The following is a 26,331-nucleotide window of genomic DNA, read 5'->3' as shown; positions in this document are numbered from 1 at the left end:
CAAGGTGATCGCGGCTCAATGCGATCCGGGAAAGATCAGTTTCACATCAAATCTGCCTGGCTCTCCACCGAATTCCAATGATCCCCCATGACCCTTGGCGACATCAGAGGCTATTGCCAGGCCAAGGCCTGATCCCTTCCCGTCAGCCGCACCCACCTGGAACGGCGAACAAAGCCTTGCCCATTCGGAAGCAGGGATGCCGGGGCCGTCATCGCTTACGATAATCCAGGCCTTTCCGTTGTCGAAACCGACGGTGACGCCAAGCCGGCTCGCCGCGCCGTGCGTCAGCGCATTGTGAATGAGATTTGCCAACGCCTCGCGAATGCTGATGGCATCGGCTTGCACGATGCATCCGCCAGCCGCCGGGCTGAATAAAACGGCAACCTCCCGTTCAAAGGCAAGCGGCACCGTCTGCGCGAGCACGGATTTGGCCAATGCGTTGAGATCGACACTATCGAAGCGTACGGATTCCGTCCGATGTATAATCATGGCGTGACCGAGCAGCTGGCTGGTCAAACGGGCAAGTTCGCCGCTTTTCTCACGAATACCTTCGATTTGGCGAGCATGATCCGCCGGATCGGCGTCATTGGTGAGAAGCTCGAGACGCGCATCCAGCGCTGCAAGCGGTGTGCGGATCTGATGCGCCGCATCTGCGATAAACCGTTGCATCACCGCAATCCGTTCGGAAAGCCGTCGCATAAATTCATCAATGGCGCTGACCAGCGCGCGCACCTCCAGCGGCGGCACGATATCGATGGGCCGCATGTCGTCCGGTTGTCTTGCAGCGATTTCCCTTTCTATGCGGACCAGCGGCGCCAACGCGAAGCGCACGGAAAACGCGCCCGCCAGAAGAGCGAGAAAACTCATAACAGCGATGATCGTAAATGCTTTCAGCGTCAGATCCCAGCTGAGCGCCGCACGGGCATGTACGGTCTGCGCAACGACGACCTGCGACCAGCCCCCGACATCGGGGGCGTCAACCATGCGCGAGATGGTGGCAAACCGCACCGGAAGACCTTGATAAAGCCCGTCATTGAGTACCACATTCTGGCGACTGGCAGCGGCAGATGCCGGCGAAGTAAGATCGGCATATCCGGCAACGGTCACGCCGCGCGGATCAATGACGCGATAGAAAACCTGATCATAGGAAGAGAGCGTCGAAAGGGCCGCCACCGGCGGATCGAGCGTCACCACGCCCCCCTGCACGAACACATTCTCGGCGATCTGGATTGCTCCGCCGATCAGAAGCTTGTCATAGGCTTCACGCGCTGCGATGTCGGCATATTGCCAGGCGGCAAGCGAAAGTACGACAGCACCGGTGGTGAGAATAAATGCGATGAAGGATATGATGCGCGCATGCAGCGACCGTGGGAGATCACGGGCGCGCAAGCTGATATCCTATCCCACGCATCGTGTTGATCTCGATCGGTGTTCCGGCGAGCTTGCGGCGTAACCTGGTCACAAACTGTTCGACCGCGTTCGGACTTGGTTCCTGATCGAAGCTGAAAAGTTGATCCACCAGCTCCTCCTTGGAGGTGAAACGCCCAGTGCGCGTTGCGAGGATTTCAAGGACGGTCAGTTCCCTTCGTGTCAGTTCGAGCGCAATTCCATCGACGGACGCCGTACGGCCGCCACGGTCGATCTCGAGTTCATGAAAGCGCAACATATTGTCGGAAAGCCCGGCGCTCCTGCGCAGGAGCGCCCGCGCCCGCGCCTCGAGTTCGCGATAATCGAAGGGCTTCGTCAGATAGTCATCGGCTCCCAGATCGAGCGCCGTGATGCGATCATCCACAGCAGAGCGCGCCGTCAATACCAGAACCGGCGTGCTGTTCTTGTGCCGGCGCATTGTCTTGAGGATGGAAACACCATCCTCGCCCGGCAAGGTCATATCAAGAATGACAAGGTTGTAGACCTGAACGGCCAGCAGTTCGCCGGCCGTCCTGCCGTTCGCCTCCCAATCAACCGCATGTCCCATCGCTTCAAAACGCGAAACGATCGCCTTCGCGATATCGGGCATATCCTCCACGACAAGTATGCGCACGCCTTCCCCCCATGAGAGCCACCTGAAGTCATCGTCAGGCGTCAGTCAGTTTAGAGTCAGCGTCTTGCTGTATGAAGGTTTTGTCAAGTTCGCTGGGAGTGCGGACGACGAACGATCCGGGAGGACCTATGAACATGCATTCCACTGCAGGCACACCCGCGCCTTTGCTCACCGTTGATGGCGTGACGCTTCAATACAAGACGCCAGACGTTTTGGTGACAGCTACGCATCGTGTCAATTTCGAAGTCTACAAGGCGGATCGTTTTGTGTTGCTCGGCCCTTCGGGTTGCGGCAAGTCAACACTGCTGAAAGCGATCGGTGGCTACATCACACCAAGCGAGGGCCGCATCCGCCTTAAGGGCAAGGATGTCAGCGAACCCGGACCGGACCGGATGATGGTGTTTCAGGAGTTCGACCAGCTTCTTCCATGGAAAACCGTGGGTGAGAACGTCATGTTCGCGCTGACATCGAGCGGCCGCCTGAGTGCAGCCGAAGCCCGGGAGCGTGCCCGCTCCTATATCGACAAGGTCGGCCTGACGAAATTCATCGATAGCTTTCCCCACATGCTGTCAGGCGGGATGAAGCAACGTGTTGCAATTGCTCGCGGGATGGCGATGGAACCGGACGTGTTGCTGATGGACGAGCCTTTCGCCGCCCTCGACGCGCTGACGCGCCGCAAGATGCAGGACGAATTGCTGCAATTGTGGGACGACACGCATTTCACCGTGCTTTTCGTTACTCACTCGATCGAAGAAGCCATCCGCATCGGCACCCGCATTTTGTTGCTGTCGCCCCATCCGGGACAGGTCAAGGCCGAGCTGAACAGCATCCCGACCGAAGAACTGGGTACGACAAGCCAGGTAGAACTGGAAGCGCGCATCAACGACATGCTGTTTGCGCATTGATGCAATGCCGGCCCGATCCAAGCCGGCGGTACACTTTCACTACGCGATATACGGACATGACGCATGGTGCAACTTGCGCTGCCAGCGGCATGGTAACGGGAGGATTCCAAATGAGCATTCTAACCCTTCGTCCAGAAGTGGTTCACACTGAGCCCCAGACCAATGGGCCTGCGGTCGAAAAAACGCTGTCAATCTTCGAGCGCATTTACCGCATCGGCTTTGTCCGCAAGACGGCCATTCTTCTGGCGCTTGCGGCAATCTGGGAGATCTATGGTCGTTGGCTCGGCAATCCGCTGCTGTTTCCCAGCTTTTCCGAAACCGTTTCGGCATTCCTTGCCAATGTCGCGGACGGCACTATCCCTGCCCGGGCATGGACATCACTGCAGACGCTGGTGATAGGCTACGGTATTGGCATTCTGCTGGCAGCGCTTCTGACCACTCTCGCGATCGGCTCACGCATCGGTGCGGACCTTCTTGAAACGCTGACATCCATGTTCAACCCGCTACCGGCAATCGCCCTGCTGCCGCTGGCGCTGATCTGGTTCGGGCTTGGTTCGGGCAGCATCGTCTTCGTGCTTGTGCACTCTGTCCTCTGGGCGATCGCGCTCAACACCCATGCAGGGTTCCGCTCGGTATCGAACACGTTGCGCATGGTCGGTATGAATTATGGGCTGCGCGGGCTGACACTGGTGCGCCTTGTGCTTATTCCTGCGGCCTTCCCTTCGATCCTGACCGGCCTCAAAGTCGGCTGGGCTTTTGCTTGGCGCACCTTGATCGCTGCCGAACTCGTCTTCGGCGTATCATCCGGCTCGGGCGGCCTTGGCTGGTTCATCTTTGAAAATCGTAACCAGCTGGAAACAGCGAACGTTTTTGCCGGACTGTTCACGGTCATCCTGATCGGGTTGTTCGTGGAGAACCTGATTTTCGCGACCATCGAAAGAAAAACCATTCGCCGCTGGGGCATGCAGCACTGACGGCAATCGACATCCGGTTTGACCGGTTATCTGGGAGGAGAAAGATCATGAATTTCTGGAAATATACAAAGGCGCTCGCATTCACCGCGGCACTTGGCGTTGCAGTTGCAGCAACCACTGCCCACGCCGAAGTCAAAGAAGTCAGGATATCCAAAGGCTTTGGTATCCTTTACCTGCCGCTGATCGTCATGGCGGATCAGAAGATGCTTGAGGAACAGGCCGCCAAGGCTGGTCTCGGCGATATCAAGGTGAATTGGCTGATGCTCGATGGCGGCAATGTCATCAACGATGCGATGATGGCCGGCACTCTGGATTTCGCCGGTACGGGCGCACCGGGCTTTATTACCCTCTGGTCCAAGGCCAAAGGTATACCGAATGTCGAAGTCGTGGGCGTCAGCGCGCTCAGCTCCACGTCGCTCTGGCTGAACAGCAACAATCCGAAGGTAAAAACACTGCAGGACCTCAGCCCTAGCGACAAGATAGCCCTTCCTGGCATCAAGACATCTTTGTCCGCGGTTGTCTTGCAGATGATCGCTGCGCACGAGTTCGGCCGCGAAAACTATGCAAAGCTTGATCCGCTAACGGTCGGCTTGCCTCACCCGGAAGCACTCGCAGCGCTCAAGGCCGGCCAGACCGAAATCACCACGCATTTCACCTCGCCGCCCTTTTCTTATCTCGAACTTCAGGACCCTAAAATCCATCGCGTCGTGAACTCGGTGGATGTCATCGGCAACATCACACTCGATGTCACATTCGCGCCAAAGCGTTTCGTCGATGCAAACCCGAAGACGACAGACGCCTTTCTGGCAGCCCTCGACGAAGCCAATGCATTCATCGCCAAGGACAAGAAAGCCGCTGCCGAAATATATGTGAAAAACTCCAACGTGAAGGTTTCGGTGGAAGATGTGCTGACCATGCTTGAGGACAAGGATACGCAGTTCTCGACCACGCCCAATAAAGTGATGGACTTCGCTGATTTCATGCACCTTGCTGGAACTATCAAAGTGAAGCCCGCGACGTGGACCGACCTGTTCATTCCGCAGCTGCATCAGCGCTCTGGAAGCTGAGCAACATATCGCTCAAAACCGCGTCATAAGGGCCGTACCACCGGCCCTTATGAGCAATTGAAGCAGGGTTCCAGAATATCCACATCCCGCGTCTGGGCCTCGAGCGCTTTCGAGCCATCAGAGTGAATGATCCTGATGTCGCTGCTGTGCGAAGAGTGGAATGAGCTAGCCGATTGACCAGCAGTGTTTGCTACATCAGTAGCCGGCGTAACATTGATGATCGACGGTCAAAACCCGGGGGTCAGGAGCGGCTGAATTGCCAGATGGCGATGCATGCAACGGCAGCCGGCACGATGAAGACGACGGCCAGGATGGGCAACTCCTGCACCAGGGTATACCCCGCCTTGTTGACACCGACCCAGAGGTTGGTGACGGATACGGCAAACCAGACCGGAATGAAGAGCTTCGCCGCGGTCGCGAGTGCCGGCATTGCGCTGCCCCAAAGCTGGCCGAACAGAAGGAAAATTCCGAGCAGGACAATCCCGCCAACAATGACCATCAGCATGTGCATGCGTCATCCTTTCTAAGAAAACACGCTCGGATCCCTTACGATATCCTTGCCGGCATGGTGTGGGAAGAGAAGAGCCCCCCGGAGCGCCAACGCGAATTTGGCTTCGTCAAACCATACGTCGGGAAACAGAGGTGGCGAGGGTCGTCCCCGCCACGTCACGAACTACTTGGTGGTGTAACCGCCATTGACGAGAATGGTCTGGCCGGTCATCCACCAGCCATTCGAGACGAGGAAACGGATGAAGGGGACAATATCCTCGATATCGGTAAGGCCGGTTTTCGAGAAGCCAGACAGCGCTGCCGCCGTCTTGTGATAGGCAACGGCATCGGTACCCTCTGCCGGATAGAAGAACGGTGTATCCATCGGGCCGGGGCCGATCGCCGTCACCGAGATGCCGCGCTCTCCGAACTCCTTTGAAGCCGCCCGCGTGAAATGCTCCACTGGAGCCTTGGTACCGGCATAGGCGGCATAGAAGGGCGTATAGGCACCAAGCAGCGAGGTGACCAAGGTGCAGACCTTACCGTTGTCGCTGACATGTTTGCCGGCCTCCTTCAGGAAGAAGAAAGCGCTCTTCGAATTCACCGCGGTCATCTCATCATATTCTGCTTCCGAGATATCGACCATCGGCTTCTTCAACACCTTACCGACCGTATTGATGGCGATATCAATACCACCCATCGCCGCCTTGGCATCGGTGAATAGTTTTTCGGTGGCGCCGGCTGTGGTGAGGTCGGCCTGGAAGGCAAAAGCGCCTGCTCCCGCCGCCTTGATTGCCGCTACAGTCTCGTCGGCCGCAGGCTTTGTAGCGCCGGTGTTGTAGTGAACGGTGACCGCTTTGGCGCCTTGTGCGGCGAGGTCGCGGGCAAGCAGTCCGCCGAGGTTCTTCGCGCCACCAGCGATGAGAACCGTTTTACCCTTGATGCTGTGATCGGTCATTGACGTTTGGCTCCTTGGATTATCTTGCGGCCTGTCAGGCAACCGCTTCCTGCAACGCACCGTATCGTCTATATATTTGCCATAAAGCCGCTCAATCTAACATCACCTGTCAGGAATCGCGGACAATCAAGGGAATAACGTCGCTGGACCGCATCGATCTTTTTCGCACCTTCGTCCGTGTCGTCGAATGTGCGAGCTTCACCCGCGCCGCCGATACGCTAGGGCTGCCGCGTTCGTCGGTGTCCGCCGCCGTGATCGACCTCGAAGCACGGGTCGGCGCGCGTCTTCTGCACCGCACCACCCGAAAGGTCTCACCAACCCAGGACGGCGCCGCCTTCTACGAGCGTTGCCTGCGGCTGATCGCCGATGTCGAGGAGACCGAGGGATTATTCCGGCAGACATCGGTCGGGCCGAGCGGGAAGCTCCGCATCGATGTGCCGGGCCGGATCGGCCGGCTGATCATTGCACCGGCGCTGCCGGAGTTCCTTGCCCGTCACCCTCAACTCGACATCGAGTTGCGGGTGACCGACCGGACGGTCAACCTCGTAGAGGAGAGCGTCGACTGCGTCCTGCGTGTCGGCCCCTTGAGCGATTCCGGTCTCATCGCCCGCAAGATCGGAGACCTCGCGCTGATCAATGTGGCCAGCCGCGATTATCTCACCCGACATGGCACACCCAACACCCCGGACGATCTTGGTGAGCATCTCGCCGTCAATTATGCCTCACCGTCGACCGGCCGCATTGAGGACTGGGAGTGGGTTGGGGATGGCGGTGTCCGGATGTTGCCGATGCGTGCCCGCGTCACCGTCAACAGTGCTGAAGCCTATATCGCCTGCTGCCTTGCCGGCCTCGGGCTTATCCAGATCCCGGCTTACGACGTCAAACATCACCTCGATGCAGGCGAACTCGTCGAGGTGATGCCTGATCACCGGGCCGCACCGATGCCGATGACACTGCTCTATCCGCACCGTCAGCATCTTTCGCGGAGGCTTCAGGTCTTTGCCGATTGGCTTGAACAGCTTCTGAAGCGGGAGATCCTGTAGGAAAGCGGCACATCTTGTTTTTGTCGGTGAAGCAAAGTTTACGGCGAGCAACAACTGATTCCGCATAATTTCCTGATAATCCATAAATAACGATAAAATATATTGTCACTTTTGATTTTACTGCATATATTGCGGCTATGGATGACATTGACCGCAAAATTACGACTCTTCTCGCAGAGGATGCCCGGCGTGCGCTCGCTGACATCGGCTCGATCGTTGGACTGTCGGCCTCCGCAGTTAATGAACGGATCAGGCGGCTGAACGCGAGCGGGGCTATCCGCAAATTCACCGTGGATGCGGATCCAGCAGCCGTCGGACTACCGGTTCTCGCATTTGTCTGGATCGCATTGTCACAGGATGCAGATGAAGGGATTTTCCGCGCCTATGCGGAAGCTCATCCGACCATTGCCGAATGCCACCATGTCACGGGTCCATGGTCCTATCTTATCAAGGTGCATGTTGCTTCACTGGCTGAGGTCGAGTCGTTTCTGGCCGATATGAAAGGGCAGGGTTTTCTGGCCCGTAGCGAAACGGTAATCGCACTTTCATCGGTCGTGAGCGGCCCCTTTACGCCAACAGAAGGAACCGCCTGATGGATATCCTTCTGTTCGGGAAGAGCATGATACTGGGTCTGGCCGTTGCCGCTCCTCTTGGGCCGATCGGTGCTTTATGCATCAACCGGACCCTTGAACGCGGCTTCTGGGCTGGCGTTTCCGGCGGGCTGGGAACGGCAATCGCAGATGCTGTTTATGCGAGCCTGGCTGCAATCGGTTTTGCGACCTTTGCCGCAACGCTCTCCATAATCGATGCGCCGCTAAAAATATCGGGCGGCCTGTTCATGCTCTGGCTCGGCTGGAAAAGTCTTGCGCCCAGCCCAGTAAAACAGGCCGCGCAGGTGAACGCGCGAAACCTGTTCGGCACGATTGCTGCGACCTTCTTTCTAACCATTACCAATCCCATGACCATTCTGGCTTTTGCCGGAATATTTGCCGGTCTGGGACTTGCGGAAGTACCGGGAGCGACAAACGCCGCCATCGTCGTTGTTGGCGTCTTCGCCGGGTCTCTATTATGGTGGTTTGCATTGAGTGGCGGCATAGCCTTGGCGAGACAGCGCCTGCCGGAAAGTTTTGCCCGCTGGGTTGCGCGTCTTTCCGGAGGCGTCCTCATTCTCTTCGGCTTCTACGCTCTCGGCTCAATTGCGTGGAGCGTCATGGGATGATAGCGGGACCCTACCCGCGGCGTCTCAAAGACGTTCATCCGGTCTCCGAGCCCGCGCATTCCGGGATGATGTCAGGTCAAATTCTCGAAGCCGATTTCGCCGGCTATTTAGTCCGTCAAATTATGTGCCCTCATTCGGCCGGTTTCAAAGCTGTACCTTCGATATAGGCAATGAGATTGTCCAGCTCCTCGGGTTTGCTGACACCAGCCGAGGCCATTTTGTTTCCAGGTATCTTCTTTTTGGGAGAGCTGAGAAAGTCCCGCAGTTCCGCCGCAGTCCACACCTGACCGTCCTCGCCCGCCTTTTTCATCGCATTGGAATAGGTGTAGTCAGGCGCGCCGCCAGCCGCGCGGCCAATAATCCCGTTAAGCTGCGGACCGACCTTGTTTTTCGCACCCTCGCCGATGGCGTGACAGGCGGAACAGCGCTTGAAGACCGCCTCCCCCTTCACAACATCGCCCTCTGAAAGAGCCGGAATGGCGCTTGCGGTGAGCATTGCCACCGTGATGATGATTGTATTGCGCATCGGTTCATCCTTGTCTTGCTGCATGAGTGCGGCCCGCCCGCAAATACGGACGGGCCGGACGGTTCTATTCAGGTCGTGCCCCATGCGGGCGTGCCCTTTTTGTGGGGAACACGGTCTTCGAAACCGCCGGGAATCTCGTCATAGACGAGAACTTCCGTGGCGCCGATCTTCGAGGTGAAGAAGCCGAGCAGCGTCAGCTGCTTGACGAGCGTGAAGGCATGCGGCTTTGTCGGCGTCTGTTCCGCCTTGGCCTGCTTGTCCAGCGCGGAAAGAAGCGTCTGCCGCTGCTCTGCCGTCAGGTCCAGGAAGGACTTTTTGTGTTCGGCCTGACTGCGCTTTTCGATTTCTGGGATTGCCGAAAGGAAAAGCGTGCGCTGTTCGTCGGTGTAACAGTCGGCGGCGTAGACCGCCATGAATGCGCCAACGGCGGCATCCTTCGCACCCGGCGTGGAAGTGCGGGGGATGATGGTCTCCGCAACCTCGTCCAGAAACCGGATATCTTCCGGGCTGAACACATGGCCGTTGCCGGCGGGCTTGGCGGCATTTTCAGCTGCAGTCACCACATCCGTGCCGATCAAGGGAAGGCCGGTTGCAATGGCTATCAGTTTCAACAGTTCGCGTCTGTTCATCACAGGTTCCCCTTCTTGCGTTCGGAAACGGCAAATTCGGCGGCACGCGCGGTCAACGCCATATAGGTAAGCGACGGGTTGACGCAGGAAGCCGAGGTCATGCAGGCACCGTCGGTCACGAAGACGTTCTGTGCATCCCAGACCTGGTTGTTGCCGTTGAGGACGGAGGTTTTCGGGTCGCGTCCCATGCGGGCCGTTCCCATTTCATGAATACCCATGCCCGGCGCATAGGTGCCCCGAGAGGGCTTGACGTTCTTGATGCCGACCGCCTCGAACATCTCGACGGCGTCATTGACCATGTCTTCGCGCATGTCGAGTTCGTTCTGCTTCATCTCGACATTCATGGAGAGGACCGGCAGGCCCCATTTGTCCTTCTTGTCGTGGTCCAGCTTCACGCGGTTCTCATGATAAGGCAGCATTTCGCCAAAGGCGGTCATGCCGATGGTCCAGCCGCCCGGCTCGGTCAGCGCCTCCTTGTAATCGGCACCGATATTGAGCTCGGCTATTTCCCGCTCCCAGCGCGAACGGCTGGCCGAGCCCTGATACCCGAAACCACGCAGATATTTGCGCTTGTCGTCGCCGGTATTGCGGAAACGCGGAATGTAGAAACCCGCCGGACGACGGCCCTTGAAGTAGAAGTCCTCGAAACCTTCCACCTGACCGGTGGCGCCCATGCGGAAATGGTGATCCATCACGTTGTGGCCAAGTTCGCCGGAGCTGCTGCCAAGCCCGCCCTCCCAGACATCGGTGGCGGAATTCATCAGCACCCAGGTCGAGTTCAGTGTCGAGGCGTTCAGGAAGATGATGTCGGCGGTATATTCATAGGTCAGGTTCGTTTCTGCATCGATGATCTCGACACCGCGCGCCTTTTTCTTGTCCTTGTCATAAAGGATTTCCTTGACGATGGAGAAAGGCCGGAGTGTGAGATTGCCGGTGGCGAGTGCCGCAGGCAGGGTCGATGCCTGCGTGCTGAAATAGCCGCCGAAGGGACAGCCCAGCCGACACTTGTTGCGGAACTGACAGCGTGTGCGCTCCTGATCGGGAAGTTCCTGGGTAATATTGGCGCAGCGCGAATTGATGAGGTGACGCGTGCCTTTGAACTCTTTCTTCAGCCTGCTGGCCACGTCCTGTTCAACAAAATTGAGCGGGATCGGCGGCAGGAATTCACCATCAGGGAGAATATCCAGCCCCTCGCGGCTGCCGGAGATGCCGGCAAAACGCTCGACATAATCATACCAGGGAGAGACGTCTTCATAACGGATCGGCCAGTCGACGGCGATGCCTTCTTTCGCATTGGCCTCGAAATCGGTCTGCGACCAGCGATAGGTCTGGCGTCCCCAGAGCAGCGAGCGGCCGCCGACGTGATAACCACGAAACCAGTCGAAACGCTTTTCCTCGACATAGGGCGTTTCCTGCTCATTGGCCCACATGCCGAGCGTGGCCTCTTCCAGCAGGTAATCGCGGCTGAGAACGGGGTATTTCGCCTTCATCTCCTGCGTGGCGCGGTTGCGATGGGGATAATCCCAGGCTTCCTTGTCCGCATTCTGATAATCGGTGATGTGCTCGATGTTGCGGCCGCGCTCCAACATCAGGACCTTCAGGCCCTTTTGCGTGAGTTCCTTTGCCGCCCAGCCTCCACTGATGCCTGAGCCGACAACAATCGCATCATAATGATTGTCTGCCATGATAACTCCTCCGATTGGTACTTGGATAAAAAGTCGACGAGACGAAGCGCTTCCCGTCGCAGCGCGGCGGAAACTGGATATGCGTCTGTCGAACCTCATGCGCCCCGGCGAAACCGGCCGCCGGGGAGCGGTTCTGGTTTTACTGGCAGTGTTTACTGAATGGTCGGCAGGCGTTCGCTCAGGAACGCGTTGCCCTTGGTCACGACCGCTTCGGCATCGAGCGGAAGGTCGTGTTCAAGGATGAACCACTTTACGCCGGCCTGTTTGGCCGCCGGCAGGATTGTCTTCCAGTCGAGAACGCCGGTTCCAAGTGTTGCAAAGCCGCGCTCGTTTTCGGCCGTGCCGGCAGGCGCATTGTCCTTGGCGTGGATTGCAAAAACCCGGCCTTTCAGCGTACCGAGGAACTCAGCCGGATCATTGCCGCTGCGCGCCACCCAGGCGACGTCGAGTTCGGCCTGCAGTTTCGGGCCCGCGGCATCGAGCAGCAGCTGAAGCGCCGTCTTGCCATCGAACTTGGCCATTTCAAAATCATGATTGTGATAGGCCATGGCGAGACCAGCCGCAGACAGCTTGTCGGCATATCCGCCGAGTTCCTTGCCGAAGGCGGTCCAGCCGGCGGCGTCCGTCGGGCGCTGTTCCGGCTTGAGATAAGGCACGGTCACAACAGGATTGCCGACGGCCTTCTGTTCGGCAATGACCTCATCGAGATTGCCGCGCAGCTTGTCGATCGGCACATGCGAGGAAATGACCTTGATCTTGTGCTTTTCCAGCAGCGCGTTCAGCTCACTCGCGCTGACCTTCTGCATATCCACCGTTTCCACGGCGGAAACGCCAGCGCGGTTGAGGATGGCAAGCTGCTCCTCAAGCGTTCCGGCGTTGCGCAAGGTGTACATCTGCGCAGCAATCGGCAGCGTCTTGCTGTCATCGGCAAAACCCGGGTTTGCGATACCGACCGCCAGTCCGACGACGAATGCCATGCTAGCTAATTTTGACTTGAACGTTTTCAAACGCGTAACTCCCTTTCCGTTTGATCAATGTGACGACACGCCTGCCCGTGCTCTTCCGAACAATTAGCCGGGTAATGCTGAGCACAACCTCCGATGCCCTGCGTCGTCAGTCCCCGATATCCAGTGGTCTAGATGTCGATCATTACCCAGGACGAGGTCAGGCTGGACCGAACGGCCGCATCGATGAATGCGAGACCCGCAAGGCCGTCCTCTATGCCGGGATAAATCACATCCCCGGCGGCTGTTTTTCCCTCCCTTTTTGCGATGATTGCGTCTGCGGCTTCGCGGTAGATCGTCGCAAAACCTTCGAGATATCCCTCCGGGTGCCCTGATGGCACGCGGCTGACACGGTTGGCGGCAGCGCCTGCACCCGCGCCATTGCGCGTAATCAGCCGCTTCGGCTCACCGTAAGGTGTGAACCACAGCTCGTCCGGCACGCGGTGGTGCCATTCAAGCCCACCCTTGTCGCCATAGACCCTGAGCGACAGGGCGTTTTCATTGCCGACCGCGATCTGGCTTGCCCAGAGCATGCCCTTTGCGCCGCTTTCGTAACGCAGCAGAATATTGGCGCTGTCATCGAGCTGCCGGCCCGCAACGAACGAAGTCAGATCGGCATAGAGGCTCGCGGGAATTTCACCGGTGACGAAGGCAGCCGCATTGAAGGCATGGGTGCCAATATCGCCGATTGCCCCGCCCGCGCCAGAGCGGCTCGGATCAGTGCGCCATTCGGCACCCTTTGCTCCGGTCTTTTCGACCGCTTCGGTCAGCCAGTCCTGCGCATATTCCACTTGGACATGGCGCAGCTTGCCGATGTCGCCATTCGCGACCATCTCCCGCATCTGCCGCAACATGGCATAGCCGGTGTAATTATGGGTGAGGATGAACAGCCTGTCGGATGCCCTGACGATCTTCGCCAGTTCCTTGGCCTCCTCCAGCGTCGCAGTGACGGGCTTGTCGCAGATGACGTGGATGCCGGATTCGAGAAAGACCTTGGACGGGGCGAAATGCAGGTGGTTGGGGGTGACGATGGCCACGGCCTCGATACCGTCTTCCCGGCCAGCCTCGGCCGATGCCATCTCCTCAAACGAAGCGTAGGAGCGTTCGGGCGTTATGCCGAGCAGGGTTGCCGAGGCGCTGGCGCGTTCCGGGTTGGAGGAGAGCGCGCCGGCGACCAGTTCGTAACGGTCGTCCAGCCGCGCTGCGATACGATGCACCGCGCCGATAAAGGCGCCCTGACCGCCACCCACCATGCCGAGACGAATACGGCGGCTATTAAATTTTGCTGTTGCGGCGGACATGGCTATCCCTTTCAAAGACCGAGAAGGCGACGGTTAGCGGCATCATCGACGCCGCTCTTGGCGAAATCGTCGAAAGCCCGCTCGGTCACGCGGATGATGTGATTTTCAATGAAGCCTGCACCTTCGCGCGCCCCGTCTTCCGGGTGTTTCAACGCGCATTCCCATTCCAGCACGGCCCATCCATCGAAATCATATTGGGTGAGCTTGGAAAACACCGCGCCGAAATCGACATGCCCGTCGCCGAGCGAACGAAACCGCCCCGGCCGGTCAACCCAGCCCTGATAGCCGCCATAGACGCCGGAACGACCAGTCGGATTAAACTCGGCATCCTTGACGTGAAAGGCACGGATGCGCTCGTGGTAAATGTCGATGAACTCAAGATAATCCATCGCCTGCAGGACGAAGTGGGACGGATCGTAGAGGATATTGGCACGCGCATGATTGCCGGTGGCTTCAAGGAAACGCTCGAAAGTGACACCGTCATGCAGATCCTCGCCCGGATGCAGCTCGTAGCAGAGATCGATACCGTTCTCCTCGAATGTATCGAGAATGGGTGTCCAGCGCTTGCCGAGTTCCGCAAAGGCCATTTCGACAAGACCCGCCGGACGCTGCGGCCACGGGTAAACGAAGGGCCAGGCAAGGGCGCCGGAAAAACTCGCATGGCTTTTCAGACCCAGATGCCGCGAGGCTTTTGCCGCGCACTTCAGCTGATTGACCGCCCATTCCTGACGCGCCCGCGGTTTGCCGCGCAGCTCAGTCGGCGCAAAACCATCAAACATCTCGTCATAGGCAGGATGAACAGCGACGAGCTGACCCTGAATATGGGTCGAAAGCTCGGTGATCTCGATACCCGTCTCGGCCAGACGGCCCTTGATGTCGTCGCAATAGCCCTTGGAGGAGGCGGCTTTCTCGAGATCGAAGAACTTGGGATCGGTCGGCACCTGAATGCCCTTGTAACCGAGGGAAGCCGCCCATTGGCCGAGATTGTCGAGCGTGTCGAAGGGGGCTTTGTCCCCGACAAATTGCGCGAGGAAAATCGCGGGTCCTTTGATCGTCTTCATGTCCGTACTCCTTGCATTCACAATTCTGGCGTGGCCGCTACCGGTGCGGCGAACGGCAGGGCGCAACCGAGCCGCGTACCACCAGTTCCGTATCCAGCACGATGGTTTCGGCCGTGCGTTTGCCGTTCAACCGGTCGACCATCAGCGCCATGGCCTTGCGACCCATTTCCTGCCGGGGCTGGCGCACCGTCGTCAGCGGCGGTTCGAAGGCATTGGCGAAAATGATATCGTCGAAGCCGATGACCGAGACATCGGCCGGAACCGAAAGCCCGCGCCCGCGTAGCTCGCTGATGGCACCAATTGCCATCTGATCGCTTGATGCGAAGATGGCGGTAAAGGAAATGCCGCCTTCGAGAAGGCTGGCAATCGCCTGTCGGCCTGCTTCGATGCTGTAATCGCCCGTCACCACCAGCTCGTCGGCATAGCCGATGCCGGCTTCGGCAAGCGCATCGAGGTAACCGTCGAAACGTTCCTGCGCTAGACTTTCCGGGAAGGGGCCGGCAAGATGCACGATCTTCGTGTGCCCCGCCTCGATCAGATGATGCACGGCGTTTTTGGATGCGGCGCGGTTGTCCACCTTGACCGTAGGCAGTGCGAGGCCGGGTACGGTTTCAGACGCGATGACGATCGGCGGCAGCGCGTCGCCCTGATCGAGAAGCTCGGACGGGAACTGGCCGGTCATCAGGATGAGGCCATCGGCATGTTTCTGCCGCACCATATCGATATGGGTCGCCACGCGGTTTTCGTCGTTGCGGGCGTCACCCATCAGGACCTTGAAGCCCGCTTCCCCCGCGGCCTCCTCCACACCCTTGTAGATTTCGAGATAAAAGGGGTTGCCTATATCGCGAACGAGAAGAATGACGGTGTTGTTGGATTGACGCCTGAAGCTTGCGGCCTGGGCGTTGGGAACAAAGTTCGCCTGCCGGACGGCGTCGAAAACCTTCTTCCTGGTTTCCGGGCGAACCTTGTCGGGTTGCTGCAGCGCCCGCGATACGGTCGCGATCGACACGCCCGCAAGAGCTGCAACTTCCCTGATATTCGAACCTTGATCTTTGCTCATCTGTCACACACGCAGCTGCTTTTGGCGGCCATAAAGCAGCATCAGCGCAAGTAACGTGACACCGAATATGATCTGCCGGGCCCATACATCGAGGTTGAGCGTTATCAGTACGCTTTGCAGAATGGTGAGTGCAACTGCCCCGGCCATCGTTCCAATATATCCGCCCGCACCGCCGGCAAGCGAAGTGCCGCCGATGACGACCGCGATGATCGACGGAAGGACATATTGGTCGCCGACGGAAATGAAGGAGGTGCCGGTATAACCGATCACGCAGACCCCGGTCAGCCCGGCAAACAGGCCGGACAGGCCATAAAGCAGCGTGCGGATCAGGGAGACGGGCAATCCGACCAATGTTGCCGCCCGCTCATTGGAGCCGATGGCGTAAATGGAGAAACCGAACGCCGTGCGGCGCAGCACGAACAACATGATCGCGGCAATGCCAAGCCAGACGAAGAGAACGCCGGGAATGCCGAAAACGAGCGGCCGGTTGATAAAGCCTGCCAATAGGGGTGCGGCCGCACCGGAGGGAACGCCCTGCGAATAGACCACCAGCCCGCCCTGAATGACTGCCGTCATACCGAGTGTCATGACCAGCGGGGGAATGCGCACGAAGGTGATGCCGAGGCCGTTGATAAGGCCGATCAGGAAGGGAATACCGCCCGCGACCAGTATAGCAAGCGGAATACCCGCATTCTGGCCGTTCATCATGTTGCCGGCAAGCACCGCGCCAAGCGAGATCATCGCGCCGACGGAAAGATCGATGCCTTCGCGCCCGCCGAGGATGACGAGGTTCTGGCCCGCCGCGACGATGCCGAGAATGGCGGCAATCGTCAGCAGCCGCACGATCTGAGAGCCTTGCGCAAAACCGGGCGACAATAATTCGCCGACCAGCAGCAGGAAGACTGACGCGCCAATGGCAATGGTCAGGGGATCGCTAAGGAGGGATTTGATTTGCAAGCTGGGATTGGTCATGTCAACGCCTCGTCACCAGAACGCCACCGGCAAGCGCCGTCAGCACGATCAGACCCTGCACCAATGTCTGGTACTCGAAGGGTAGCCCCGCAAAGAAAATCACATTGCCGATCATGCCGAGCACCAACGCTCCCGCAATCGACCCGGTCGAGCTGCCAAAGCCGCCGGAAAGTGCAGTGCCGCCGAGAACCACTGCCGAGATGGAGGACAGTGCCAGACTTGCACCAAGCAAGGGATCGCCAGAGGCGGTCTCGCCCGTCAGGCACAGCGCTGCCAGTGCCGAAAACAGACCGGAAATCATGTATGCGCCGATGCGAATGCCGGAGAGGCGCAGACCCGTCTGGAAGGCTCCGGTGCGATTGCCGCCGACGGCCAGCAAATGCACGTGGAACGGAATGCGCGATACGATCAGCGTAAAGGCGATACCGGCAAGCAGAACCCACAGCACGAAGGGCAGGCCGATGAAGCTGCCGGAATAGGTCTGCCAATAGGCTTCCGGCACCGGAAGACCGGCCTGCGGCAAGACCCAGATCGCAAGCCCGGCGAAGACGATGCCGGTTGCAAAGGTGGTGACAATCGGCTGGAAGCGCAGGCCGGATATGAAGAGGCCATTGACCAGCCCGCAGATCAGTCCGACCGCAACTCCCGCCCCCATACCGGCGACGACCGCACCTGCCGTGCCGCCAAGTGCGGCGACGACACTGACAGTGACGACATTGGCGAGCGCCACGATGCTGCCAACCGACAGATCGATGTCTCCCGCCAGAATGACATAGGTCTGTCCGATGGCGACCAGGATCAGGGGAAGAAACGTCGTCAGGTTCGACTGCAATACGGCCGGCTGCACGAAGGACGGTTGCAGAAACGTGTTCACGCCGATGAGAACGGCCAGAACCACAAGGGTTATGATCCAGGGTTGCTTGCGCAGAAAACCAGAAGAGCTCATGCGGCGTCTCCATAGGCGGCGCGGGTCATGTTGACAGATGTCATATCGGCTCCGGTCAGCTCCGCAGAAATGCGTCCGCCGTTGAACACGAGAATACGGTCGGCATATTCGAGGATTTCCGCATCTTCCGAGGAATAGAGAAGAATAGTCGCGCCGGCATCGGCCTGCTGCCGCATCAGCGCGAAGAGATCGGCCTTGGCGCCAAGATCGATGCCCTTGGTCGGATCGTCGAGCAACAGCAGTTTCGGCGCGGTGGCAAGCCAGCGGGAAATGAAGATCTTCTGCTGGTTTCCGCCCGAAAGCGTGCCGATCGGCATGTCCATGCCGGCGAACTTCGTCTTCATATCGTCCGCGACCTTCTGCACACGCGGCTTCAGCGTCGCGGGCCGGACCAGCCGCATCTTTTCGCGTACCATGAGCGCTGCAACGAGATTTTCGAAGATCGAGCGGCCCTGAAGCGAGGCATCGCGACCGCGATCGCCCGACACATAGGCAAAACCGTTATGAACCGCCTGCGAAGGCTTACCGATGACGACGTCACAGCCCTCGAACTGAACATGCCCGGCGGCAAAGGGGCTGGCGCCAAAAGGCCCCTCAGCAGGGCCGATTGACCCTGCCCCTGCAGGCCGGCAAGACCAATGATTTCGCCCGGATAGGCTTCCAGAGTGACACCGCGAACGCCCTCGCCCGCAACATCCGTTACTTTCAGGCTGGGTGCTGCGCCTGCGCGTCCCTGCTGGCGGGCGGGTGCTGCGCGCACATCACCGACCATGTCGTGCACGACGGCTTCGCGGGTTGTCGCGGCGGTATCGAGTTCAGAAATGGTCGCGCCGTTACGCATGACGGTGATGCGGTCGCAGACCGCGAAAACCTCATCGAGCCGATGGGAAATCATGATGGTGGAGACACCGTCGGCCTTTTTGGCCCTGAGGATATCAAAGAAGCGCTGCGACTGACGGCCGTCGAGAGCCGCCGTCGCCTCATCCATGATCATGAGGCTGGCATTCTGGGCGAAGACCTTGAGGATTTCGACGAGCTGGCGCTGATCGGGCGGCAGATTGCCAACGATCGCATCCGGCTCCAACCCTTCCCCCGCAACCCCGTCAAAAAGCGCGATCAGCTTCTGCGCCCCGGTTTTCAAGGCCTTGCTGTCGACAAAAACGCCGCGCTTCGGTTCGCGACCGAGGAAAATATTGTCGGCGACGGAAAGCTGCGGAATGAGGCTGAGTTCCTGGTAAAACAGCGCGATGCCAGCATTTTCGGCGTCACGCGGGCTTTTGAAGCGTACTTCTTCACCGTTGAACGTGATCGTGCCGCTGGTCGGCTCAACCGCACCCGCAACGATCTTGCAGAGCGTGCTCTTGCCGCAGCCATTGGCGCCCAGCAGCGCGTGGATTTCGCCACGGCCAACGGTCAGCCTGCCGGCGGAAAGCGCACGCACGGCGCCAAAATTCTTCGTTATGCCGGCCGCTTCCAAAGCGTTCGCCATCGCATGTCCCCGAATTGTACTTGTCATTGTTCTCGTCATCGGCGGACGCGGCAAAGAACGCGCCGTCCACACTCGAAATTATGAAATTCGGGCTGGCAATTGCCGCCAGCCCGAAGCCGGTCTTACTTGAAGAACTCGCCAGCCTGTTCCGGCGTCACGGTTGCCGTGACGGACCAATAGCCCGGCTTGCCATCGGCGGCCTTGATATTGTCCGCGAGATTGTCGGTGCTGACGAAGGGGATCGGAATATAGACAGCGTTACCATAGGTGCCGCCGAAAATACCGTCCTTGAATTCCTTGCCCTGCAGCTTCAGCACCGCAACGTTGAGCGCGCTGGCCATGACACCCGGAGGATTGACCGAAGCACCGGAGTTGAACTTTTCCTTTTCCCAGCGCGTCATGAAGTCCTTGCGGATTTCACCTGTCGCGGCAATGTCCTTGGTCTTGCCGGCGGCTTCGATTGCGCGCCATGCGCCATCGGCCATGCCGTCCTGCACCCAGACGCCGCTGATATCGGGATAGGTGGCAAGCAGGTTCTGCATGGCCTGCTGGCCCTGCGCCTGATCCCAGCTCGCATTGGCTTCGTTCAGTACCTTGATGTCAGGGTATTTCTTGAACACTTCGCGGTAACCGGCGACGCGGGCTTCATTGGCGGGATTGCCGGCGATGCCGTTGATCGCGACAACGCTTCCCTTGCCCTTCAGCGAATCCGCAAGCCATTGCGCGGACTGTGCCGCCCAAGCCTTCTGGTCGATGCCGACATAGATCGCGTCCTTAGAAGACACTTCCGCGTCGGTTGCGATGACGAGGATGTTGCGCGCCTTCGCCTGAGCGAAGATCGGATCAAAAGCAGTCGGGCTGCCGGGATTGATGAGGATCGCATCAACGCCCTGGTTCATGAAATTGCGGATGTGGCCGATCTGCCCCTGCACATCGACATTGCCGCTCTGAACGACGACTTCAACCTTGACGCCCTTTTCGCCCCACGCTTTCGCAGCAGCCTGGGCTTCCTCGATCATCTGCGTGCGCCATTCGCTGCCGACGAAAGAATTGGAAAGGCCGATCTTGAAGCTCTGCTCCTGAGCGTGCACGGACGTGCCAGCCGCCAGCACCACAGCGGCGGCAGCCATCAAATGTTTAAACATGGAAATTTGCTCCTCCAAGCACGGTTTTTAACCGATGAAACCGTTTACATTTGCGAATGTAACCGGTTTCATAAATGAGTCAACCCTGACGTATTTTTTTATGCACTCGTTGCAACAACCAATTCCCGACCCTCGATCGTGAGATTGCGCGGCGACATAGGGAGGAATAACCGCAGCCATATTGGCGTCCATTGCAGGGCTAACATTCCCCATATTTTGTCAGTTTGGCGGCAGCTTCAAGTTCCGATACTTCAACAAGAACGACGTATCGGCTCGCCTTTTTCAAGCGGACGGTGCGTCTTTCTCGCGATCTAAAAGTGGCCCGCCTGGCCTGTGGGATAGCAAAACGCTGAAAATCGGCGCGAACATTTCGATGGCGGCCCATATCGCCACACCGGGCGCGCATAAAACCGAATAAAACCGAACACTGTGCTGCATATGGGCGAGATAAGTTTCCTCATCACCCGGACGAGGAAAAGACTTAATGCGTCAGACAGTCAGTCAACCGAAGATACTAGTTTTTCTGCCACATGCCGCTGCGACAATGGTTGTCGACAAGCTTGCGGAATATGGACATGCCTCGGTCGCGGTATCAACGGTACCACAGGCCTTCGATGCTCTCCGCTCCGAAGATTTCGTCTTCGCAGTCACGACGCGGCCGGATATCGATCTGGTCCGCAACATTCGCGCCATTCCGGTCATCAATATCGAAGTCTTTTTTCACAACAGCATCTCAGGCGGCGGTGTGTCGAAGCAATTTGACAGCAAGGCATTCCTTGAGCGCGTTGGCTTCCTTGCCAGTCCAACTCCCGCGAGACCGGATCCCGCTATTGGGCGGGCAGCATCTGCCCAGATAAATGACCCGCGCAAACCTCGCTGGTGGAGCATTGCCGCGAACGCGCTCAGGCTCTCGCGTCATCGCAAAGGACTGATGGATGTTCAATCCTGATCCGGCGCCGGATTCTGCTACGCCTCTACCAGCTTCGCGTGTTTTTCCAAGGATAGCGAAACGCAAGCCGGCTGAAACGGCTGTGGGAATCGAGAGTTCACACCGAAAATCGTATGGATGGTCGCGCACCTCCGAGTTTTGGCGGGTCGCGGTTCCGAAACAGGAATGGCTATTCTTGGGAGGCTGTCTCGTGATGTTCTGGTTGGTGAATGCCGCGTCACTCAGTGGATATGTCATCCTGGCCATATTCATACTCGTGGCGCTTGGACGGTTTGCCAAACACTCAATTACGCTCCTGGCAGAAAGACTGCCATGTCGGTCGCGATCCAGACACTATCTGATAGCGTGTGCCTCGGCGGCCTTCTTTTCGCTGCTGACGGTTAGGGGATGTTACACAGCCGCCGTGATCGTCGACAGCCAGTTTCGCGCAGGCCCCTTGCAGATCTACGGTAGCAAGCACTAGACGCGCCGCAACATATTGCAACATATCTGAATAAAGTTTTGCAGGAGATAATATAGAGGTAAGGTAGAACGCGGCGCGTAGGCTGCGGACAAACCGGCACCTGCACAGGTCCGACCTGACAAGAGTTGACAGTCATGGCACTATCCCCGCAGCACGGAAGCACCGCTACTCATAAAACGGCCTCACAGACCCAGGCGCGCATCCTCATCGTTGAAGACGACGAAGCCATTGCAAGCATGCTGGTCGATCTTGTCACCGCTCACGGATTCCAGGCCGCATCGGCGGCCAATGGCCGAGAAATGGACAATGCGCTATCGCGCCATGACTTTGATTTGATCCTCCTCGATGGCATGCTCCCCGGAGAAGACGGCTTCAGCATCTGCCGACGCCTGCGGGCGACTGGAAAGACGCCGATACTGATGCTCACGGCCTTGCGGGAAGATATCGACCGCATCCTCGGCCTAGAACTGGGTGCGGATGATTATGTCACCAAGCCGTTCAATTCTCGTGAGTTGTTGGCCCGTATCAAGAACATTCTTCGGCGAGCGGCGGACCGACAGCAAGAGCCAGAGGCTGAGCTTGAACCAATGACCTTTTCAGGCTGGATCATAGACCCGCGCAGCCGGCAACTATTCGATGCCGACGGGGCACAGGTCTCGATGACAACAGCCGAGTTCGACCTGCTTTGGGCTTTCTGCTCCCATCCAAACAAAATTCTGACGCGCGAGCAGCTTCTGGCCATGACCCACGCGGGTTCGGCGGGGCCAATCGAGCGTAGTATCGATGCCCATATCAGCCGCGTTCGTCAGAAAATTGAGCCTAACCTCAAGGATCCGACGTTTATCAAGACCGTTCGGTTGGGCGGATACCTGTTTGCCTCGAAAGTAGAACGTGTCTCATGAGGGGGCTGCGCAGTGCCTCGATCCGCAAACAGCTTTTTTCCTCGCCCTTTTACTGGTCGTACTGGTTTCAACTGTTGCGGCATTGTCGGAACCGTTTATCTACGGCCGGCACGACAAGGGTATCGAGATTGGTCTGTTCACGGGTCGCGTCGAGGCCATCCTCGAACAATTTGCGCATAGCCAAAACCCGGTAGAAGAAAATGCCGCGCTTCAGCTTGCCGAGCGTATGGGCATTTCAGTACAGCGCGCCTCGCCCTCACATGCCACAATTTCCTATCAGGCGGGTATACCCACGCCGCAGGTTCTGCAGCAAATCAAAGACCTGATCAACGACGGGATCTGGACGTCGCTCCGGAACGCGGTTCGCGCAAACAGCGGCCCCCCTGTCTTGACCATCAAGGTCGACAACGACAGGGCGCTCTCTTTCGCCATGCCGCAGTTCCCAACCAGTGTCTGGCTGGCGCCGGCAATGGCGAGCGGCATCTTGAAAATCGTCATACCTCTCATTTTGCTCGCCTATATTGGCAGCTGGCTGATAACGGAACCGCTTGTCCGCTTCGCCGCGGCCGCTCAGAGGGTGAGCATGGACGACCATTCGGAGGAACCCTTCAAAGCCGAAGGCGCATCCGAAATTCGCAGCCTCGCAGCCTCCCTCAATGTCATGCAAGGCAGAATCCAGACGATGCTGCGAGAGAGAACGAGGGTGCTCCGCGCCATAAGCCACGACCTTCGAACCCCGCTGACAAGATTGCGCATGCGCATCGACCGCTCATCCGAACCTGAGCTCAAGGAGCTTATGCTGGCTGATATCACCACGCTGTCGTCGCTGATTGATGCAAGCCTGAGTTTTCTAGACAACAGGTTCGAGCCGCCACGCAAAATCGACCTGTCAAGTTTGCTTCAAACCATCGCCAACGACTTTGCGGATACGGGCGTCGACGTTCGCTTCGTGGGTCCGCGCAGGCTCAAGTATACCTGTATGTCGCAGGGTCTGACGCGAGCGATTTCCAATCTGGTCGATAACGCTTCGAGATTTGCGGAACACATCGAAATCGAACTGATCAGCAACCAGGACGGCGGCGTGCTGATCCGCGTTTCGGACAACGGGCCGGGGTTGCCTGACAATTTGAAGCATCGTGTACTTGAGCCCTTCTTCAAGGCTGATGAATCCCGGCAGACAGGGGCAAAGAGCGGCGGCTTCGGATTGGGGCTCTCCATCGCTCAAGGGATCGTAACCATAGGCCATAAGGGCACATTCCGGTTGCTTGACCGGGAACCCAATGGGCTTGTCGTGGAGATCGGCCTGCCTTCCGTCGAAAGCACATAAACCCAGCATCGCGGTTCGGTGCCATCAGGGCATAGGGTGCCCGCATCCGCGAACATTTCCTAACATTACTGAAAACACAGTAACGCCGCATTGGGCTATCGCTCATCCAGCCACACCCGCCACCCGGCGCTAACATCGGCTGGAGCCAAAAAACATTGAATATCCTGTCCAAAGCCAGCGTCTCGCTTCTCGTCTCCATCTGGGCTCTTGCCAGCTGCACAACCGCCGATCCAACGGCCTATGCCGGCCTCGCATCGGCGCAGCACCTCAAAGCCGATCCGAGTGACCGAAGCGGTCGGGTTCCCTATCGATACAATAGCGACGCCAACTGGAAGCAATATGACAAGGTCATCGTCGACCCAGTGACCGTCTATCGAGGTCAGGACAATCAGTTCGTCAAAATAAGTGAGCAGGACAAGGCCTCGCTGGCCAGCTACATGCAGTCTCAGTTCACGCAAAAACTTCGTACGCGCTTTTCGGTCGTGAATTCGCCTGCACCTGGAACACTGCGCATCCATCTGACGCTGACGGGTGCAAAAACAACAACGCCCTTCCTTGGACCGTTCTCTCACCTTGATGTCGGCGGTGGCGTCTACAACGCCGTACAGGCCGCAAGAGACAAGGAAGGTTCGATGACCGGTTCGGTCGCCTACGCTGTCGAGATTTACGACGCGACGAGCAACACCTTGTTGTCCGCTTATGTGAGCAAACAATACCCGAATGCGATGAATGTCGGAGCCAGCTTTGGCGCTCTGAAGGCCTCCCAGGTGGCGATTGACAAGGGTGCGGATGCGCTTCTGACCCAACTTCGGTAGCGAGGACAGTCGCAACATTTCTAAATATCAAACGACACACCGCAACGGTGAACGGATGCATGGTGTCACTGTCCAAGGGGTGTATCCGGCCAGACATCGCGTGTTCTGCAGGCCGCCCAAGGACTAGTTGTTCCCTTGAACGTAATCATCACGGTCTGCAGGCATAAGCCAAGGAGAAAGAGAATGAGACGCAATGCGATAGCTCTAGGTGTGACGGTCGCTTTGGCCATTGGTGCTTCAAGCCCCGCCCTTTCCCAGACCGTCATCTATGATGACGGATCTTCTGATCCCTATTCAGTCGACGGCAACACAGAATCGCGTTTCCTGCATGCGTGGAACCGCAATCACGATGCAAGGAACAGATGGAACGGTCGCGCCAGCTTTGGTCCCGATGACGTTATTACCTTGCTCGAGGATCGCGGCTACCGCGTGCGCAATGTTCAGGATGTCGGTGAACGTTACCTGGTTAAGGCAACACGCGGCGGCGACAACCTGCTTGTGAGTGTCTCACGTGCCGGCGAAGCAAGAATTCATATTGTGGTCCTAACGAAAGGCAACACATGTCCGGTCATCTTGAAGGCGATATCATCACTCCCGCCGAAACGTCCAATGCGGATGTCATCCGTGTCGAGCGCGTTTGGCAACACCGCCATGACCTTGAGCTCACCATCCCGAAACACCGGCACAATCGCACACGAATGGCACTTGGAGCCGGCGGTCTCCTGCTCGGTGCGATCTGTGTTTTCGCCTATGGCGATCTGATGCCGGCAAACGGCCTCGATGCGAAAGAGGAAATGGCCTCCACTCCCGTCGAGCGGGAAATTGTGGCCCCTTCAACCAGACTGCGTGACGTCGTCAACACCGCACCTGCAACCAACGGCATCAGCGAAACGCAGGTCGCATCGCTTCCGCACGTCGCAATACCAACGAAACGCCCACTTCACGAACCTGTACAATTCGGCAAACCTGACCGCTCGACATCAACCGCAAGCTCGTCAGATGTCCTGCGTTTCGATCAGTGCAAACCAGTCTGTGAAACGCGTGATCCGCTGGTTGTCGGCACAACATCCGCTGCAGTTCCGACTGAAGCCACAGAGTTCGAAAGCCAAGATCCCTTAAGGGAAGCCGGTGCGTCCGCGCTGAACGGGGCGGGTTACGTGTTGACCCAGACCGCCGCTCTCCCCTTCACGGCGCTGAGGCTTGGCCGCGATGCAGTGATCAAAGCGTCGGGATTGGATTGATTTGAACTTGAGACGCATCGTTGCCGGCAGATTGCTGCAACCCGCGTTGCACGCGTTCAATTCTCGAGGATGACCAGAATGAAAATATGGACGGCCATATTGCTTTGTTCACTTGCTATA

General features: G+C 58.1%; 25 protein-coding genes and 2 pseudogenes. 12 read left to right on the top strand and 15 right to left on the bottom strand.

Annotation, left to right across the window (positions count from 1 at the left end; all coding sequences use genetic code 11):
* Nucleotides 1–15: 15 nt before the first annotated feature.
* Nucleotides 16–1,389 (bottom strand): sensor histidine kinase, encoded by a 1,374-nt coding sequence (locus RBH10_RS05160; RefSeq protein ID WP_281038774.1) that lies wholly within the window; start codon nucleotides 1,387–1,389, stop codon nucleotides 16–18.
* The gene (locus RBH10_RS05155) at nucleotides 1,376–2,041 is read right to left on the bottom strand and encodes a response regulator transcription factor (protein WP_045020006.1); all 666 of its coding nucleotides are present in this window, start codon (nucleotides 2,039–2,041) and stop codon (nucleotides 1,376–1,378) included. Before RBH10_RS05155 ends, RBH10_RS05160 begins: the two co-directional genes overlap by 14 nt.
* Before the next feature lie 134 nt (nucleotides 2,042–2,175).
* Here RBH10_RS05155 and RBH10_RS05150 point away from each other — a divergent pair, with 134 nt between their 5' ends.
* The 3 genes from RBH10_RS05150 (at nucleotide 2,176) to RBH10_RS05140 (ending at nucleotide 4,987) form a co-directional block, all read left to right on the top strand.
* A complete protein-coding gene (locus RBH10_RS05150; RefSeq protein WP_139020856.1) occupies nucleotides 2,176–2,946 on the top strand; it encodes an ABC transporter ATP-binding protein in 771 nt (256 codons plus the stop codon).
* A gap of 110 nt (nucleotides 2,947–3,056) precedes the next feature.
* Nucleotides 3,057–3,920: an ABC transporter permease gene (locus tag RBH10_RS05145; protein WP_281038773.1), complete on the top strand. Its 864-nt coding sequence runs from the start codon at nucleotides 3,057–3,059 to the stop codon at nucleotides 3,918–3,920.
* A 47-nt stretch (nucleotides 3,921–3,967) separates the two neighbouring features.
* Complete coding sequence (locus tag RBH10_RS05140) at nucleotides 3,968–4,987, top strand: ABC transporter substrate-binding protein (protein ID WP_281038772.1); 1,020 nt, start codon at nucleotides 3,968–3,970, stop codon at nucleotides 4,985–4,987.
* 241 nt (nucleotides 4,988–5,228) lie between these two features.
* Here RBH10_RS05140 and RBH10_RS05135 read toward each other — a convergent pair whose 3' ends face one another.
* Both RBH10_RS05135 and RBH10_RS05130 read right to left on the bottom strand, forming a co-directional pair.
* Nucleotides 5,229–5,498, bottom strand: a complete 270-nt coding sequence (locus RBH10_RS05135) for a hypothetical protein (protein WP_281038771.1) — start codon at nucleotides 5,496–5,498, stop codon at nucleotides 5,229–5,231.
* A 162-nt stretch (nucleotides 5,499–5,660) separates the two neighbouring features.
* Complete coding sequence (locus tag RBH10_RS05130; protein ID WP_281038770.1) at nucleotides 5,661–6,434, bottom strand: SDR family oxidoreductase; 774 nt, start codon at nucleotides 6,432–6,434, stop codon at nucleotides 5,661–5,663.
* Nucleotides 6,435–6,577: 143 nt separating this feature from the next.
* On the opposite strand from RBH10_RS05130, the gene RBH10_RS05125 reads away from it, so the two are divergent.
* The 3 genes from RBH10_RS05125 (at nucleotide 6,578) to RBH10_RS05115 (ending at nucleotide 8,696) form a co-directional block, all read left to right on the top strand.
* Entirely contained in the window at nucleotides 6,578–7,477 is a 900-nt protein-coding gene (locus RBH10_RS05125) for a LysR family transcriptional regulator (protein WP_281038880.1), read from the top strand.
* Between the two features lie 137 nt (nucleotides 7,478–7,614).
* Entirely contained in the window at nucleotides 7,615–8,070 is a 456-nt protein-coding gene (locus RBH10_RS05120) for an Lrp/AsnC family transcriptional regulator (RefSeq protein WP_281038769.1), read from the top strand.
* On the top strand, nucleotides 8,070–8,696 hold the full coding sequence (locus RBH10_RS05115; protein WP_281038768.1) for a LysE family translocator: 627 nt from the start codon (nucleotides 8,070–8,072) through the stop codon (nucleotides 8,694–8,696). Before RBH10_RS05120 ends, RBH10_RS05115 begins: the two co-directional genes overlap by 1 nt.
* Nucleotides 8,697–8,826: 130 nt before the next feature.
* Here the strand turns inward: RBH10_RS05115 and RBH10_RS05110 are convergent, their stop codons facing one another.
* The 11 genes and pseudogenes from RBH10_RS05110 to RBH10_RS05060 form a co-directional block, all read right to left on the bottom strand.
* Nucleotides 8,827–9,222, bottom strand: coding sequence for a cytochrome c family protein (locus RBH10_RS05110; protein WP_281038767.1), 396 nt, complete (start codon nucleotides 9,220–9,222; stop codon nucleotides 8,827–8,829).
* A gap of 68 nt (nucleotides 9,223–9,290) precedes the next feature.
* A complete protein-coding gene (locus RBH10_RS05105) occupies nucleotides 9,291–9,851 on the bottom strand; it encodes a gluconate 2-dehydrogenase subunit 3 family protein (protein WP_281038766.1) in 561 nt (186 codons plus the stop codon).
* Nucleotides 9,851–11,536 carry a GMC oxidoreductase gene (locus RBH10_RS05100; RefSeq protein ID WP_281038765.1) on the bottom strand — a complete coding sequence of 562 codons (1,686 nt, stop codon included), beginning with the start codon at nucleotides 11,534–11,536 and terminating at the stop codon, nucleotides 9,851–9,853. The genes RBH10_RS05105 and RBH10_RS05100 overlap by 1 nt, the downstream gene beginning before the upstream one ends.
* A gap of 152 nt (nucleotides 11,537–11,688) precedes the next feature.
* Nucleotides 11,689–12,543, bottom strand: coding sequence for a sugar phosphate isomerase/epimerase (locus tag RBH10_RS05095; RefSeq protein ID WP_306180451.1), 855 nt, complete (start codon nucleotides 12,541–12,543; stop codon nucleotides 11,689–11,691).
* Nucleotides 12,544–12,671: 128 nt separating this feature from the next.
* Nucleotides 12,672–13,841, bottom strand: coding sequence for a Gfo/Idh/MocA family protein (locus RBH10_RS05090; protein ID WP_281038763.1), 1,170 nt, complete (start codon nucleotides 13,839–13,841; stop codon nucleotides 12,672–12,674).
* Between the two features lie 11 nt (nucleotides 13,842–13,852).
* The gene (locus tag RBH10_RS05085; RefSeq protein ID WP_281038762.1) at nucleotides 13,853–14,902 is read right to left on the bottom strand and encodes a sugar phosphate isomerase/epimerase; all 1,050 of its coding nucleotides are present in this window, start codon (nucleotides 14,900–14,902) and stop codon (nucleotides 13,853–13,855) included.
* A 37-nt stretch (nucleotides 14,903–14,939) separates the two neighbouring features.
* A complete protein-coding gene (locus tag RBH10_RS05080; RefSeq protein WP_281038761.1) occupies nucleotides 14,940–15,962 on the bottom strand; it encodes a LacI family DNA-binding transcriptional regulator in 1,023 nt (340 codons plus the stop codon).
* 3 nt (nucleotides 15,963–15,965) lie between these two features.
* Nucleotides 15,966–16,934 carry an ABC transporter permease gene (locus tag RBH10_RS05075; RefSeq protein WP_281038760.1) on the bottom strand — a complete coding sequence of 323 codons (969 nt, stop codon included), beginning with the start codon at nucleotides 16,932–16,934 and terminating at the stop codon, nucleotides 15,966–15,968.
* A 1-nt stretch (nucleotide 16,935) separates the two neighbouring features.
* Nucleotides 16,936–17,880 (bottom strand): ABC transporter permease, encoded by a 945-nt coding sequence (locus RBH10_RS05070; protein ID WP_281038759.1) that lies wholly within the window; start codon nucleotides 17,878–17,880, stop codon nucleotides 16,936–16,938.
* A pseudogene (locus RBH10_RS05065) lies at nucleotides 17,877–19,369 on the bottom strand (sugar ABC transporter ATP-binding protein). Before RBH10_RS05065 ends, RBH10_RS05070 begins: the two are co-directional and overlap by 4 nt.
* Nucleotides 19,370–19,491: 122 nt before the next feature.
* Nucleotides 19,492–20,514: a substrate-binding domain-containing protein gene (locus RBH10_RS05060; protein ID WP_281038757.1), complete on the bottom strand. Its 1,023-nt coding sequence runs from the start codon at nucleotides 20,512–20,514 to the stop codon at nucleotides 19,492–19,494.
* A gap of 484 nt (nucleotides 20,515–20,998) precedes the next feature.
* On the opposite strand from RBH10_RS05060, the gene RBH10_RS05055 reads away from it, so the two are divergent.
* The 6 genes and pseudogenes from RBH10_RS05055 to RBH10_RS05030 all read left to right on the top strand — a co-directional run bounded on the left by RBH10_RS05055 (nucleotide 20,999) and on the right by RBH10_RS05030 (nucleotide 26,211).
* Nucleotides 20,999–21,463, top strand: a complete 465-nt coding sequence (locus RBH10_RS05055; RefSeq protein ID WP_281038756.1) for a hypothetical protein — start codon at nucleotides 20,999–21,001, stop codon at nucleotides 21,461–21,463.
* Nucleotides 21,464–22,060: 597 nt separating this feature from the next.
* Entirely contained in the window at nucleotides 22,061–22,828 is a 768-nt protein-coding gene (locus RBH10_RS05050) for a response regulator (protein ID WP_281038755.1), read from the top strand.
* Nucleotides 22,825–24,155, top strand: a pseudogene (locus RBH10_RS05045) (ATP-binding protein). Before RBH10_RS05050 ends, RBH10_RS05045 begins: the two are co-directional and overlap by 4 nt.
* Before the next feature lie 155 nt (nucleotides 24,156–24,310).
* Entirely contained in the window at nucleotides 24,311–24,970 is a 660-nt protein-coding gene (locus tag RBH10_RS05040) for a DUF3313 domain-containing protein (protein ID WP_128287211.1), read from the top strand.
* A 183-nt stretch (nucleotides 24,971–25,153) separates the two neighbouring features.
* Entirely contained in the window at nucleotides 25,154–25,732 is a 579-nt protein-coding gene (locus RBH10_RS05035; RefSeq protein ID WP_281038753.1) for a hypothetical protein, read from the top strand.
* The gene (locus RBH10_RS05030; RefSeq protein ID WP_281038752.1) at nucleotides 25,732–26,211 is read left to right on the top strand and encodes a hypothetical protein; all 480 of its coding nucleotides are present in this window, start codon (nucleotides 25,732–25,734) and stop codon (nucleotides 26,209–26,211) included. Before RBH10_RS05035 ends, RBH10_RS05030 begins: the two co-directional genes overlap by 1 nt.
* Nucleotides 26,212–26,331 lie beyond the last annotated feature (120 nt).

The organism is Rhizobium sp. AN73 (genome assembly GCF_030757975.1).
Lineage (GTDB): Bacteria > Pseudomonadota > Alphaproteobacteria > Rhizobiales > Rhizobiaceae > Agrobacterium > Agrobacterium arsenijevicii.
This window is presented reverse-complemented; position numbering and strand designations above follow the sequence as displayed.

Excerpts from the sequence above, each read along its gene's own strand:
- RBH10_RS05150 (WP_139020856.1), top strand. The coding sequence starts at position 2,176 with ATGCATTCCACTGCAGGCACACCCGCGCCTTTGCTCACCGTTGATGGC.
- RBH10_RS05145 (WP_281038773.1), top strand. The coding sequence starts at position 3,057 with ATGAGCATTCTAACCCTTCGTCCAGAAGTGGTTCACACTGAGCCCCAG.
- RBH10_RS05140 (WP_281038772.1), top strand. The coding sequence starts at position 3,968 with ATGAATTTCTGGAAATATACAAAGGCGCTCGCATTCACCGCGGCACTT.
- RBH10_RS05135 (WP_281038771.1), bottom strand. The coding sequence starts at position 5,498 with ATGCACATGCTGATGGTCATTGTTGGCGGGATTGTCCTGCTCGGAATT.
- RBH10_RS05130 (WP_281038770.1), bottom strand. The coding sequence starts at position 6,434 with ATGACCGATCACAGCATCAAGGGTAAAACGGTTCTCATCGCTGGTGGC.
- RBH10_RS05120 (WP_281038769.1), top strand. The coding sequence starts at position 7,615 with ATGGATGACATTGACCGCAAAATTACGACTCTTCTCGCAGAGGATGCC.
- RBH10_RS05115 (WP_281038768.1), top strand. The coding sequence starts at position 8,070 with ATGGATATCCTTCTGTTCGGGAAGAGCATGATACTGGGTCTGGCCGTT.
- RBH10_RS05110 (WP_281038767.1), bottom strand. The coding sequence starts at position 9,222 with ATGCGCAATACAATCATCATCACGGTGGCAATGCTCACCGCAAGCGCC.
- RBH10_RS05105 (WP_281038766.1), bottom strand. The coding sequence starts at position 9,851 with ATGAACAGACGCGAACTGTTGAAACTGATAGCCATTGCAACCGGCCTT.
- RBH10_RS05100 (WP_281038765.1), bottom strand. The coding sequence starts at position 11,536 with ATGGCAGACAATCATTATGATGCGATTGTTGTCGGCTCAGGCATCAGT.
- RBH10_RS05090 (WP_281038763.1), bottom strand. The coding sequence starts at position 13,841 with ATGTCCGCCGCAACAGCAAAATTTAATAGCCGCCGTATTCGTCTCGGC.
- RBH10_RS05085 (WP_281038762.1), bottom strand. The coding sequence starts at position 14,902 with ATGAAGACGATCAAAGGACCCGCGATTTTCCTCGCGCAATTTGTCGGG.
- RBH10_RS05080 (WP_281038761.1), bottom strand. The coding sequence starts at position 15,962 with ATGAGCAAAGATCAAGGTTCGAATATCAGGGAAGTTGCAGCTCTTGCG.
- RBH10_RS05075 (WP_281038760.1), bottom strand. The coding sequence starts at position 16,934 with ATGACCAATCCCAGCTTGCAAATCAAATCCCTCCTTAGCGATCCCCTG.
- RBH10_RS05070 (WP_281038759.1), bottom strand. The coding sequence starts at position 17,880 with ATGAGCTCTTCTGGTTTTCTGCGCAAGCAACCCTGGATCATAACCCTT.
- RBH10_RS05060 (WP_281038757.1), bottom strand. The coding sequence starts at position 20,514 with ATGTTTAAACATTTGATGGCTGCCGCCGCTGTGGTGCTGGCGGCTGGC.
- RBH10_RS05055 (WP_281038756.1), top strand. The coding sequence starts at position 20,999 with ATGCGTCAGACAGTCAGTCAACCGAAGATACTAGTTTTTCTGCCACAT.
- RBH10_RS05050 (WP_281038755.1), top strand. The coding sequence starts at position 22,061 with ATGGCACTATCCCCGCAGCACGGAAGCACCGCTACTCATAAAACGGCC.
- RBH10_RS05035 (WP_281038753.1), top strand. The coding sequence starts at position 25,154 with ATGAGACGCAATGCGATAGCTCTAGGTGTGACGGTCGCTTTGGCCATT.
- RBH10_RS05030 (WP_281038752.1), top strand. The coding sequence starts at position 25,732 with ATGCCGGCAAACGGCCTCGATGCGAAAGAGGAAATGGCCTCCACTCCC.